This is a genomic window from Ureibacillus sp. FSL E2-3493 (assembly GCF_038077515.1).
Lineage (GTDB): Bacteria > Bacillota > Bacilli > Bacillales_A > Planococcaceae > Ureibacillus > Ureibacillus halotolerans.
Genome location: NZ_JBBOPK010000001.1, coordinates 2040922 through 2053811, shown reverse-complemented (window position 1 = coordinate 2053811; position 12890 = coordinate 2040922). Strand labels below are relative to the sequence as shown.

The following is a 12890-nucleotide window of genomic DNA, read 5'->3' as shown; positions in this document are numbered from 1 at the left end:
GCTTGATGACTACGATGCTTAGCCGTAGAAAGATAGCAGATTTTTTTTATTTTATTTGATATGGTTAATAAGGGAAAGAACGTATTTATTTTGTGAATTTTTTCGAGGAGCTATTTATGGGGAAAATCATTTTTATTACTGGCGGTGTTCGTAGTGGGAAAAGTGCCTTCGCAGAACGTTATGCGAAGCAACTTTTTCAAATCTATGACCGAAAGCGTCTACTTTATATTGCATCTGGGGTAGCAATTGATGAGGAGATGGCAGAACGAATTAAACGTCATCAACAAGATCGATTCAACTCTTCCGTTCAATGGGAAACAATTGAAATTGTAGATGACTTAGTATTTAATGACGAGTTGTTTGCAGAACATCCTATCGTTGTGTGGGATTGTCTTACTACTTGGTTAAATAATGTGCTCTATAAAACGGAGTTATTAAATGGAGAGGCAAGGACACATGAAATAAACCGATATATACAAGCGTTAAAGGAACAAGTACTAAAATGGAAAGAAGTAAATGATTGTATTTTATTGCTTGTATCAAATGAATTATTGGATGAAGCTCAATCTAAGTTTTCAGAAGTGAATCGATATTGCTCCCTATTAGGGAAAATGCATCAATGGATTGTTGAAAAGTGTGACGAAGCATACGAAATGGACTATAGTTTAAGGAAACGTTGGAAGTAGGGAGGAGAACTATGAAACATCATTTGATTGGACTTCTATTATCATTTCAATTTTTTTCTTCTTTCCCTATTCGTAAACAGTTGACTATGAATGAAAAAACTATATCTGCCATGTTTTACTTTTTGCCGTTATTAGGTGTTTTAATGGGAACTTCCCTTAGCATTATAATAATACTGAACGATGCATTTTTTCAGTTTTCCCCCTTGTTATTGGCTATTATTCTAGTAGTAGCAGGAATTATTATGACTGGCGGTCTCCATTTAGATGGTTGGATTGATATGAGCGATGCTTATTTTTCCTACCAAGATCAAAAAAGAAGACTTGCTATTTTGGACGATTCTCGTGTAGGAGCCTTTGGTGCCATCAGTTTATTTGTTTTAATCCTTTTAAAAGTCGGTTTTATATATGAAATTATTTATCAAGGAAATAGCATTTTTATGTTGTTTTTATTCGTCATTCCTTTTTTAAGTAGAATAGCTCTATTACTATTTTTCTTAACAAGCCCTAATGGGAAAGAAGAAGGATTGGCCGTTTATTTTAAATCCAAAGTGAATGTGAAAAAGATTTGGATTGCCCTTATCTTCTATACAGTCCTATTTTGCACATTGACTTTCTATCTTTTTAACAATGTAGCATTTCTAATATTTATCTCTATGGTACTGTTTGTTTTCATTTACCGAAAATGGACGATGAAAAATTTCGGAGGCATGACGGGGGATTTATTAGGTGCCTTATGCGAAGGGATGGAGGTATTCCTATGGGGAATGGTGTTATTGTTCATTTAATCCGTCATGAAAAAACAGACGGAAATGTAAAAAGAAAATATGTTGGTTGGACGGATGAATCGATTATCACAAAAAGACAACATTTTGATGTTCCGATTCAAACAAGTGAAGTGTTTGGAAGTGATTTAAAACGGTGTATGGAGACGGCTCAACTTTATTTTCCTAAAGCAAAATACCGTTCCGATAAAAATTTAAGGGAAATTTATTTTGGCGACTTTGAAATGAAAACATATGAGCAATTAAAAGAAAATTCGACCTACCGAACGTGGATAGAAGAGCCAACGGTCATTACGCCTCCAAATGGTGAAAACTTTTTGGCTTTTAAAAAAAGAGTTCTTAAAAGTTTTCAACAAATTGTTTGTCAAAATGGACAATTTACTTTCATTGTTCACGGTGGGGTTATTCGGACTATCTTATCCTTATTTTCTCCAAAGGTTGAAAGCTTTCAACAGCTTGTTGTTACCCATAGAACAATTTATACATTAAGTTGGGCTCAAATAGAAGATGTGAAGGAGGGGAGAAGATGCGAATCATTATTGGTGGTGCCTATAATGGAAAAAGAAAATTTGTCATCGACAAACTAAAAAATAGTCCCCTTCAAAACTATTATTTCTTTGAAGGAAATATTCCATCGGAGCGTAGCTATACGAAAGATGAAGCTATTGTCATTGGAAGTTTTGAAAAAATTATTTTTCAGCACATGGATTTAGACGAAGAACAAATTGCTGCTCGCATTTACGATGAACTATTGAAGTTAGATAAAGAAACAAATGTTATTTGTATTTGTACAGATATAGGAAGGGGCATTGTTCCACTTCAAAGAGAAGAGAGAAAATTGCGAGATACATGTGGAAGATTGTATCAGAAATTATTTGCAGAAGGTGAAAGTGTCATTCGAATTTGGTATGGCATCCCACAGTTGTTGAAAGGTGAAGATTGGACATGGAGAAAAAGCATCATTTAACCCTTGTTGTTCTAACGGCATTAATTGCTGCATTATGTGGGATTGGCAGTTTAATAAAAGTACCTGGTATCATTACGTCCGCTGCTTTAGATTCTGCACCAGCCTTTATTAGCGTTGTGTTTCTACCACCATTATATTCGGGTTTTGCTGGTGCTATTGGTCATCTCGCGACAGCAATCACTTCAGGATTCCCTTCTGGCCCTTTTCATGGGCTAATAGCAGTAGAAATGTTTGTGATTGTCTATTTATTTAATCTTTTACATAAAAATGGATTTAAAGTTTTGAAGTGGATGTTTTTAATTATTGCCAATGGCATTCTCTCTGCTTTTCCTTTCTATTTCCTTATCTCACCATCTTTCTTTATCGGTATTTTACCTAGCTTAATCATTGCAACTATAGTAAATGTAATCATTGCGATAGTTACAATGCCTATTTTAACTAAAGTTATAAAAGGAAGAAGGATACATAAATGAGAAATGCAAGTAAAGTAGACGAAAATACAGTAGTGACGATGGACAATTCAGGCTGTATTGGGGAAAAACAATTGGATGTAGTCTATGCGACAAATGAGGTGACGGCTTATTACACAACTCGTGTTGCATTAATAGAGCAATGGTGTGCAGGGGCTCATCCTTCCAATATATTCATGGCCAATTTCACAAGTGATGCAGCTTGGGATGATTACATAAAAGGGATTAAAAGGGCATTTGATGAAATAGAGGATACGATGCCGCCTATAAAAGGCTCTACAGAATCGAATTTTCAATCGTTGCAATCTGGGTTAAGTTTAATGATGATTGGAAAGATTCAATTTGATCTGGACACTAAAAATTGTGACTGGTATGTAATAGGAAAGCCTTTAGTTGGACCAGAAGTCATTGATGAAGAGAAACATGTTGCTAAACTAAAGGAATTGTATCAATTATTAAAAAGGGGAATTATAAAGCAAGTATGGCCAGTTGGATCGAAGGGAATCCAGGCAGAACTAGAGAGAATTTTTCCGGGAAAAGAGGTAACATGCTCCCTTCCATTACATAAAACAAGTGGTCCATCAACGTCCGTTATTGTTGCCGTGAAGAAAAATGAAGAGAACCATTTAAATGAACGATTAACGACACCATATGAAAAACTAATCATTACGTAATAACAATAAAAAAACGTCCCCTCAAGCAATGTTGAAGGGAAGTCTTCTACGATTCACCTAATTCTTTCATTTTCGGATTATTATAAACGTCCTTATTGATTTCACCTGTTATTCTTGAAGTTGTTATCCCAGCAACCATTGAACCACTGACATTTAAAGCAGTACGCCCCATATCAATTAATGGTTCAACGGAAATTAAAACACCGGCTAGAGCAACGGGTAAATCAAGGGCAGAAAGGACGATAATCGCGGCAAAGGTTGCTCCTCCACCGACACCGGCGACTCCGAAGGAACTTATCGCTACTACAACGATAACTGTAATAATAAATCGTATATCTAATGGGTCAATTCCGACAGTAGGGGCAATCATAATGGCAAGCATTGCAGGGTATACACCTGCACAACCGTTTTGTCCAATTGATAATCCAAAGGAGCTGGCGAAGTTTGCAATTCCTTCAGGTACCCCAAAACGTTCCACTTGGGTTTTCAAGTTCAATGGTAACGTACCTGCACTAGAGCGAGAAGTAAAGGCGAACAATAATGTTTCCATCGCTTTTTTAATGTAAATAATAGGACTTAAACCGGAAAGTAAAATAATGATTAAATGAATAATAAATACAGTGATTAAGGCAATGTAAGAGGCGATAACAAATTTACCTAAATTATAAATGGCACCGAAGTCGCTTGTTGCAACGGTTCTAGCCATGATAGCCATTATTCCGTATGGCGTTAATCGTAAAACAATTGTAACAACGCCCATTATTAATGAATAAATCCCATCAATTGCTTTTTTAATCGTTTTGGATGTTTCCCGTTCTTTGCGTACAATTCTTAAATAAGAAAATCCTAAAAATGCAGCAAAAATTACGACAGCGATAGTGGAAGTGGAGCGGGCGCCCGTTAAGTCTAGAAATGGATTTGCAGGTATTAACTCTACGATTTGTTCAGGTAAAGTTGAAACTTCTGTTACTTTTTCTTCTAAAGTCGCGCCTCGTTCCCTTTCTTCTTCACCGTGCACTAATTGGGATGCGTCTAAATCAAATAAAGTGGCTGAAATGATTCCAACTGTTGCAGCAATTGCAGTCGTTCCAATTAATAATAATAAAATCAGACCTGCGATTTTTCCGAGATTACTTCCTAATTTTAATTTAGAAAAGGCAGATAAAATGGAAATGAAAACAAGTGGCATTGCAACCATTTGAAGTAGCTTTACATAACCGGTACCAACAATATTAAACCACGCAACTGATCCAGCAATTATGTCCGATGTCGCACCAAATATAACTTGTAAAACAAGCCCAAAAAGAATGCCTAAACCTAATCCGGCAAATACCCGATTGGAAAATTTAACATGCTTTTTATTTAAAATATATAAGAATGCTAATAGCACGATAAAAATAGCAACATTAGTAAAGATGATAAATGTCAACTGTACCTCCTCCTAAATAACCAATTACATGTATGCTTATATTGGGGAACTTCGAGATTTTTATGCACGATGAATCATTCCGAACATTTGCTTTAAAATGAAACATTTTTATTCAATATTTGATACAATGTTGAATAGACGTTTGTTTGGAGAAAGGATTGAAAATATGAATTCACCATATACTTTTAAACATATACCACCTATGATGAATAACGGTGACAGCCGTCAACCTGCCATCTTTTTATTTCACGGATTAGGAAGCAATGAGGATGATTTAATACAATTAGTTGGTGAAATAAAAGACCACTGTCATATCTTTAGTTTAAGAGGGCCAATTACCCATTCACCTGGATATGCCTTTTATACATTTGAAGAAGAGGAGAAACCAACTCGAGAAGTTTTTGATAAAATGATGGGGTACACTCAAAATTTTATATTAGAGGCAATCGAACATTATGAGCTTAATGTGGACAAAATCTATTTAATTGGATTTAACCAAGGAGCTGTTGTAGTGGAAACCCTTACCCTTTTACTAGGTAAAATGATCCGAGGAACGGTCGCATTAAGCGGGTTTTTACCTGACTTTGTCATCACTGAATATAATAAAGCTCCGCTTGCTGGTACAAAAATCTTTATATCCCACGGGGAATATGATTACGTATACCCAATTCAGTGGGGAGAAAGCAGCAAAAATTATTTCCAAAGTCAAGGTGCGGAAGTTATCTATAAAACATATCCAGATGGTCACGGTGTAACAGAAGACAATCTACGTGATTTAGTGGAATTTATTGCTCAAGACTTAAACAATCCGGTAAATTAAAAAATTTATAGATGAAAAAATCTGCTCTTTTCTTCTGGTTTAGATGACGCTAATCCATAGAAATGTAGCAGATTTTTTATTACAAAAATTTTAATATAGCAGTTTTTCTGCCTCTTCAAGGGGCATTGGCTTGTGGAAATAAAAGCCTTGTCCTGTAGAACAACCCATTTTTTGTAAAATGGCATACTGTTCCGACGTTTCGATTCCTTCTGCTACAACATGCATTCTCAAATTGGAAGCAAGTTGAACGATTGTTTTTACAACTGCATGCATATCGGCATCGTTAATATCATTAATAAAACTTCGGTCGATTTTAATTTCAGAAAAAGGAAGCTGTTGTAAATAACTTAATGAAGAAAATCCTACACCAAAATCATCAATCGCGCTTTCGTAACCTAATTTTTTTAATTCTAACAGAATTTCCTTTGCCTTTTTATAATCAAATAGTTCGACACTTTCTGTTACTTCAACCTGAATTAGATCTGGGCTTATGTTATATTTATTCACTAATGAAATAAAATCATTTACAAATGTATCACTATAAAAATGAACGGGCGATATGTTTACGGCGATAGGTACAATTTTTTGTCCCTTTTGTAGTCGTTCATTTTGGAATTGTAATACTTTTTTCAAAATTATATTATCGACTTCATTAATCTTACCATTTTGCTCTGCAATCCGTATAAATTCCACGGGAGAAACTTGTCCTAATACTGGGGAATTCCATCTTGCCAAAGCTTCAAAACCTTCTAACTCAGAAGTAGCTAAATTAATTTTTGGTTGCAAATAGACTGTAAATTCTTCATTTTTTAATCCGTATCGTAGTTGATTTAAAATATCGAGTTCCCTTTGAATTTTTTCATCCGTCTCTGCTTCAAAATAGGACACGACGACATTATGATTTTTTGCATTTGTTAAGGCGATATCTGCGCGGCGAATACTTTCATCGACCGATAAAGATTTATCGAAATAAGAAACACCAATTCTTAGGGTTATAAAAATTTCTCTTCCTGCAATCGTAAAAGGAACAGATGTCACTTGTAGTAAATCTGATATTAATTCATTTAAATGTTGATTCGTTTGTTTTATGCCTAAAATGAAGGAGGAGCTAGAGAATCGTCCAAAAATAATTTCATTGTTAATACCGTCCATTGACTTTAGTCGGCTGGTTATTTGACGAATTAATTCATCCCCAAATTTTCTTCCATAGGAATCGACAATGCTAGAGTATTCATTAGGTTGAATTAACAAAATAGAGCCTACAATGGATTCCTGTTGCCAATTTACTAAATTAGTATAAAAATAATTAAAATTAGGAATGCCGGTACTAATATCAAAATAGGCAAGCCGTTTTAAATCTTGCTTTTGTTCTACATATTTCATAGAAAGGGCAATAATAGGTGTAAGTTTATTTAAAAAATCCATGTCTGTTTCTCTTAATATAGAATTGTTTTTTATGTATATTGAAAAATAGCCAAGTAACTTTTTTTCGTGATTAAAAATTGGTTTTGACCAACAAGTTGAAATATTGTATTGGCTTAATAAATTTTTTGTCTCTGCATCTTGAACGGTTAAACGATCTTTTATAATTGAATTTTGGTCAGAATGCAACCGTTCACTTATTTTTTTATGATGGATAGATTGAATAATTGATAATGGGAGAGTCCCGCTAGCAATAGCATCCAATTGATAATCTTGTTGAAGTACGTGAATCGCGCAATAGATATCTTGAATATAAAATCGTTCTACTTTTTCTGTAATGAGTTGAAGGATATCTTTAAGCTCACCATTTTCTTCTAATTCGATATAAACTTCATGTTCTAGTTTAGATAGCATTCTACTTAACATTTGTTCCGTTATATCTTTACAATGAATCATGGCATAAGTAATAGTGCCCTTCGAATCTTTAATGGGTTGATAAGAAAGGTTATTCCAGAATGCTGTGCCGTCTTTATGATAATGGATGATGTTTTGATCAAATGGAACTTTTTTTGAAAACTGATTATAAAGATTCTTTTCTAGTACAGAATTCGTTTTAATTCCATTAAGTGAGCGAATGTTTTTACCGATTAATTCTTCGTTATGATAACCAGTCAATGTTGAAAAAGCACTATTAACATAGACAAAGGGAAAATCATTCTTTTCTAAATCGATGATTGCTATACCTGTATGATACTGCTCACTAATACTGCAAAGAAAGGGTAATAATTCATCCTTTGAAAGAGGCATTATCGTATTGTACATGAGCTTTCCCCCGATGTGAAAAATGTATAAAAAAAGTATATCAAATTTATTAGAACTAGGGCAGAATTATTTTTTAATAGTTTGAAAAATTATATTTATTGAATTAAATACACTACTTTATTCGCATTTTTCCTATTATTTGTAAATATCTTTACAAAATTATGTAAATGATTGTAGTATCTTATAATAATTTCCAAATATTATAAATTTGTATATTTATAATTTTATCATATTCTTTCTGTATATCGAATAAAATGGATTCAAATCAATCGTTTTAGTATGAAATAGTCGCGCTAAATGGAATAGTAATTTGTTACTTGTAACATGAACATTGATCCAATTTTAAATTAAAATTATTCTTTACCAGTTTATATATTTTATTTTTTATATTTCAATCGTCCAAATTTCGTTCTAATTTTTATTTTAATGAAAGCTTTGTTTGTTTTGTAAGTGGTAGACAGGCTGTGTTATGAATATTTGCTAGAAGGGAAGGTAGAATGAAAATTGACGATGATATACTGGAGAGATTAGGCATTTATTTTGTTTATCATGATATTTATAATCGTTTTGGCATTTCGTTTGAAACCTTCGTTGACCGGTGGGAGAGGGGAATACTTGAAGTATAGATGACATGTAATCTTCTTCAAGAAAAGACTTATACAAAATAAATGTCCCAAAAGAGTCGTTATCGAAACTTTTGGGACAACTTATTTTAAAAGTGTTTTTGAATCCAATGATTGGCTTCTTTCCAATTAGAAATTCTAATCACATTTGTTGGAATAGGCTTTCGATTATAAGGTGTATCGAATAATAATACCGGTATATTGAGTTCCTCTGCAAGCATCACGGCATTATCATGCTTATCCTCAAAAAATACATCCACATTATGCTTTTTTGCTACCATAAGTTTGTCATGACTACCTATTAATTCAATATGATGAAAGGGTACTTTGTTGTCAATAAACCATTTATGGGTAACATCATATACGTCTGAATGGCGAGCTGAGATGTAATAAAGTTCATATTGTTTCTGCCAATTCGTTAAAATAGCTTGAGCATCCTTTGCGATAGCACTAACGGAATACATATATGCTTCATTTTCCTTAAACCATTTAGAAAATTCGTTACGGTCTACGGGGTAAGGAAATGCACTTAAAAAGTCATATTCAATCACGTCATCTAACACGATATTCGTTTTATATTGTTCATTAATATGAGGTATCAATGTGTCTGGCGTTGTAACAGTACCATCAATATCAATCCCGAAACGGGGTTTTTGCTTGAACGTCATAGAAACCTCCTAGCTTAATGATTCGGCTTCTTTTTTTGCTCGTTCTTCAGCCATTTCAGCTGCTAATTTATCAATTTCTTTTTTCAGTTCTTCTACCATTGTTTCTTCAGGTACTTTACGAACCGTTTTTCCTTTCATAAATAGCAAGCCTTCTCCACGGGCACCAGCAATTCCGATGTCAGCTTCACGGGCTTCACCAGGACCGTTTACAGCACAACCAAGTACGGCAACTTTTAAAGGGACATTTAGTTTAGAAATATATTCTTCTACTTCGTTGGCAATGGAAATAAGGTCGATTTCAATACGTCCGCAAGTTGGACAAGAAATTAACGTTGCCATATTCGAAGCAAGTCCGAATGATTTTAATAATTCGCGGGCAACTTTTACTTCCTCAACTGGATCAGCAGATAAAGAGATACGTAAAGTATTACCAATCCCTTTTGATAAAATAGCACCAAGTCCAGCGGCAGATTTAACGGTACCAGCGAATAGTGTTCCTGATTCTGTAATACCTAAATGTAATGGATAATCGAAAGCTTGAGCTGCTTTTTCGTAAGCTTCAATTGCTAAGTTTACATCGGAAGCTTTCATCGACACGATAATATCATGGAAATCTAAGTCTTCTAAAATTTTAATATGATGTAATGCAGATTCAACCATTCCATCCGCAGTAGGGTACCCATACTTTTCAAGAATATGGCGCTCTAGGGAACCAGCGTTAACACCAATTCGAATTGGAATTCCTTTTGCTTTTGCAGCATTTACTACGGCTTCTACTTTTTCACGGCGACCGATGTTACCTGGATTGATACGTACTTTATCAATCCCATTTTCAATGGCCATTAAAGCCAACTTATAATTAAAATGAATATCCGCTACTAACGGAATATGAATACGTTTTTTAATATCAGCAATCGCATTGGCAGCACGCTCATCAGGTACTGCGACACGAACGATCTGACAACCCGCTTCTTCTAAACGTAAAATTTCTGCTACAGTTGCTTCTACGTCATGTGTTTTTGTTGTACACATACTTTGGATGAATAGTTCATTACTACCACCAATCGTTAAATTACCTACACGTACTGGACGCGTTTTTGAACGGTGAATAATTTCACTCATGAAGATTCTCTCCTTTTAGAGGTACGTATCTTAATGCACTCGTACCACACATACATTATTTTAGCAGTGTAGTGAAGGTACGACAAGGAAGAAACGTTACTTTTTTATTTTCTACAGTCATTCTCTATTTTATCATAGATTGGTATTTTAATAAGTTCTCCAGGAACCATAGCTTGTTTTTGTAAATGGGGATTTAGTTCATAAAATTGTGCCATTTTCTCAGGAAGTGAGATTTCAACTTCCGAAGGGTATGATGCTAATAAACTTTGAACAGTATCTCCTTCGATTGTTACGACGGAAATACTTTTAATTTGAATTTGTTCATTACATGCCTGTTCTTTTTTTTTATCGAATGCTGCTAATGGGACAGTGCCTTCTGTTAAATCTATTTTAATAACAGTTACAACTAGAAAAAAGACAACCGTAAAGATTAGAAATCTCAAAAAAATCCCTCCTTTCTCTCACTATATGAAGAGAAGAGGGATTCATGCCTATTATTTTTTAGGTATTTTAGGATATTTTATTGATGATAAAGCTAATATAAAAATAGTAATGATTGCTTCTATTAAAGTAGATAGTGAATTGGATAATTGAATGATCGAAAATAGAATTGTCAATAGAGTCCCCCATGTGATGGCTAGTGCAGCAGTTCGCCACATATGACGATATTCTCCTCGACGACTCATAAGTTTTAGTAACACAACGCCAATAAAGGCATAAATGCTAATTTTTACAAATAATAGAATCGTTGTCATAATCGTCTGTAATATAAAGGCAAAAGGATATAGTAACCATTGAATATCTTCGACATATTCCGTTAATCCTTCTATATTATAGATACTTTCAGAAACGCCTGATAAAAATTGAGAAAACGAAAAGATTGAAATGACAGCTATTAATAGAAAAACATATTGAATAGTTTTACCAATTGTTAATAATCTATAAGCTGCTAATTTTTTTGGATGTATTAGACTATCAATGAATAATTGTGAGTGTTTAACCATAATTTCTCCTCCATATGAGAGTTTACCATGAATTGAAACATTCTTTAAAGTAACCGTTAAGAAATTTATTGAAAAGTTCTGTTCCTTATAACGTGAAACTTTTTCTTTTTTTCAACGTATATGTGGATAAGTAATTGGATAGGAGATGTTATTTTTGGATATTGTTGCATGGATATTAATTATTGCTAGTTTCATTATTGCTTTTGTCGGTTTAGTTTACCCGATTATTCCATCTGTCCTATTTATACTATTAGGATTTATAGTATATGGATTATTTTACTCCTTTGCCGATTTCGGTTGGTTATTTTGGACAATAGAAATTTTATTTGTTGTTCTATTATTTGCTGCCGATTCCATTTCGAATTTAATAGGCGTCAAAAAATTCGGTGGTACAAAAGCAGGGATGTGGGGAAGTACAATTGGATTACTAGTAGGTCCTTTCATTATTCCAGTTGTCGGAATTTTAGTTGGACCTTTTTTAGGGGCAGTGATTGGTGAGTTAGTTGTAACAAAAACGGATTTAAAACAAGCAATGAGAGCTGGAGTAGGGTCCCTTGTCGGATTTTTAACATCAGTGGTGACAAAAGGTATCATTCAAATTATTATGATTGTTATTTTTATCATCGCTATTTTATAGCAAAATAGAAGTTAAAAGAATCCATTATTTCCGTCTAAAGGCTGAAATGTGTAATTCTTCAGTGTTAAATGATTGAATGGTTTACACAATTTTGATAACCTAAGAAATGTAATCAACATTACTTATTTTGAGGGAGGAAATTCACAATGGCTTATGAATTACCAAAATTATCTTACGCATACGATGCATTAGAACCACATATCGATGCAAAAACGATGGAAATTCACCATACTAAACACCATAACACATACGTAACAAACTTAAACGCAGCAGTTGAAGGTACTGAATTTGCTGGTAAAGATCTTTTAGACCTTATCTCAAATATCGCTGCACTACCTGCTGACAAACAAACAGCCGTACGTAATAATGGTGGTGGACATGCAAACCACTCATTATTCTGGGAAATCCTAACTCCTGGTGGATCTTCAACACCAACTGGCGAATTAGCTTCTGCAATTGACGCTAAATTCGGTAGCTTAGATGCTTTCAAAGATGAATTCGCAAAAGCTGCAGCTGGCCGTTTTGGTTCAGGTTGGGCATGGTTAGTAGTTGATGGTGGAGAATTAGCAATCACTTCAACTCCAAACCAAGACTCTCCAGTTATGGAAGGTAAAACACCAATCCTAGGCTTAGACGTTTGGGAACATGCATACTACCTAAACTACCAAAACCGTCGTCCTGACTACATTTCAGCATTCTGGAATGTTGTAAACTGGGATGTAGTAGCTGAAAAATTCGCAGCTGCAAAATAAGATTAGACATTA

At 34.2% G+C, this 12890-nt stretch carries 15 protein-coding genes; 9 read left to right on the top strand and 6 right to left on the bottom strand.

Annotation, left to right across the window (positions count from 1 at the left end):
* Positions 1-116: 116 nt before the first annotated feature.
* From MHH69_RS10520 to MHH69_RS10495, 6 genes are read left to right on the top strand one after another with little or no spacing between them, the layout of a single operon-like run.
* Positions 117-686, top strand: coding sequence for a bifunctional adenosylcobinamide kinase/adenosylcobinamide-phosphate guanylyltransferase (locus tag MHH69_RS10520; protein ID WP_122972540.1), 570 nt, complete (start codon positions 117-119; stop codon positions 684-686).
* A gap of 11 nt (positions 687-697) precedes the next feature.
* On the top strand, positions 698-1471 hold the full coding sequence (gene cobS, locus MHH69_RS10515; protein WP_341362282.1) for an adenosylcobinamide-GDP ribazoletransferase: 774 nt from the start codon (positions 698-700) through the stop codon (positions 1469-1471).
* On the top strand, positions 1444-2055 hold the full coding sequence (locus MHH69_RS10510; protein WP_122972538.1) for a histidine phosphatase family protein: 612 nt from the start codon (positions 1444-1446) through the stop codon (positions 2053-2055). The genes cobS and MHH69_RS10510 overlap by 28 nt, the downstream gene beginning before the upstream one ends.
* Positions 1995-2435, top strand: coding sequence for a bifunctional adenosylcobinamide kinase/adenosylcobinamide-phosphate guanylyltransferase (locus MHH69_RS10505; protein ID WP_122972537.1), 441 nt, complete (start codon positions 1995-1997; stop codon positions 2433-2435). The genes MHH69_RS10510 and MHH69_RS10505 overlap by 61 nt, the downstream gene beginning before the upstream one ends.
* Complete coding sequence (locus MHH69_RS10500; protein WP_122972536.1) at positions 2414-2908, top strand: ECF transporter S component; 495 nt, start codon at positions 2414-2416, stop codon at positions 2906-2908. The genes MHH69_RS10505 and MHH69_RS10500 overlap by 22 nt, the downstream gene beginning before the upstream one ends.
* The gene (locus tag MHH69_RS10495; RefSeq protein WP_122972535.1) at positions 2905-3579 is read left to right on the top strand and encodes a hypothetical protein; all 675 of its coding nucleotides are present in this window, start codon (positions 2905-2907) and stop codon (positions 3577-3579) included. The genes MHH69_RS10500 and MHH69_RS10495 overlap by 4 nt, the downstream gene beginning before the upstream one ends.
* A gap of 46 nt (positions 3580-3625) precedes the next feature.
* On the opposite strand, the gene MHH69_RS10490 is transcribed toward MHH69_RS10495, so the two are convergent.
* Positions 3626-5008 (bottom strand): L-cystine transporter, encoded by a 1383-nt coding sequence (locus tag MHH69_RS10490; protein WP_341362281.1) that lies wholly within the window; start codon positions 5006-5008, stop codon positions 3626-3628.
* Positions 5009-5174: 166 nt separating this feature from the next.
* Between MHH69_RS10490 and MHH69_RS10485 the strand changes: the two genes are divergently transcribed.
* Positions 5175-5828 (top strand): alpha/beta hydrolase, encoded by a 654-nt coding sequence (locus MHH69_RS10485; protein WP_341362280.1) that lies wholly within the window; start codon positions 5175-5177, stop codon positions 5826-5828.
* Positions 5829-5918: 90 nt separating this feature from the next.
* Here the strand turns inward: MHH69_RS10485 and MHH69_RS10480 are convergent, their stop codons facing one another.
* The 5 genes from MHH69_RS10480 to MHH69_RS10460 all read right to left on the bottom strand — a co-directional run bounded on the left by MHH69_RS10480 (position 5919) and on the right by MHH69_RS10460 (position 11489).
* Complete coding sequence (locus MHH69_RS10480) at positions 5919-8072, bottom strand: sensor domain-containing phosphodiesterase (protein WP_122972533.1); 2154 nt, start codon at positions 8070-8072, stop codon at positions 5919-5921.
* Positions 8073-8784: 712 nt separating this feature from the next.
* Positions 8785-9363, bottom strand: coding sequence for a hypothetical protein (locus MHH69_RS10475; protein ID WP_122972532.1), 579 nt, complete (start codon positions 9361-9363; stop codon positions 8785-8787).
* Positions 9364-9372: 9 nt separating this feature from the next.
* A complete protein-coding gene (gene ispG, locus MHH69_RS10470; protein ID WP_122972531.1) occupies positions 9373-10485 on the bottom strand; it encodes a flavodoxin-dependent (E)-4-hydroxy-3-methylbut-2-enyl-diphosphate synthase in 1113 nt (370 codons plus the stop codon).
* Between the two features lie 104 nt (positions 10486-10589).
* Positions 10590-10928, bottom strand: a complete 339-nt coding sequence (locus tag MHH69_RS10465; RefSeq protein WP_341362279.1) for a hypothetical protein — start codon at positions 10926-10928, stop codon at positions 10590-10592.
* A gap of 51 nt (positions 10929-10979) precedes the next feature.
* Positions 10980-11489: a DUF1189 family protein gene (locus MHH69_RS10460; RefSeq protein ID WP_122972529.1), complete on the bottom strand. Its 510-nt coding sequence runs from the start codon at positions 11487-11489 to the stop codon at positions 10980-10982.
* 154 nt (positions 11490-11643) lie between these two features.
* Here MHH69_RS10460 and MHH69_RS10455 point away from each other — a divergent pair, with 154 nt between their 5' ends.
* Positions 11644-12126 (top strand): DUF456 domain-containing protein, encoded by a 483-nt coding sequence (locus MHH69_RS10455; protein ID WP_122972528.1) that lies wholly within the window; start codon positions 11644-11646, stop codon positions 12124-12126.
* A gap of 146 nt (positions 12127-12272) precedes the next feature.
* The gene (locus tag MHH69_RS10450) at positions 12273-12878 is read left to right on the top strand and encodes a superoxide dismutase (protein ID WP_341362278.1); all 606 of its coding nucleotides are present in this window, start codon (positions 12273-12275) and stop codon (positions 12876-12878) included.
* Positions 12879-12890: the final 12 nt, after the last annotated feature.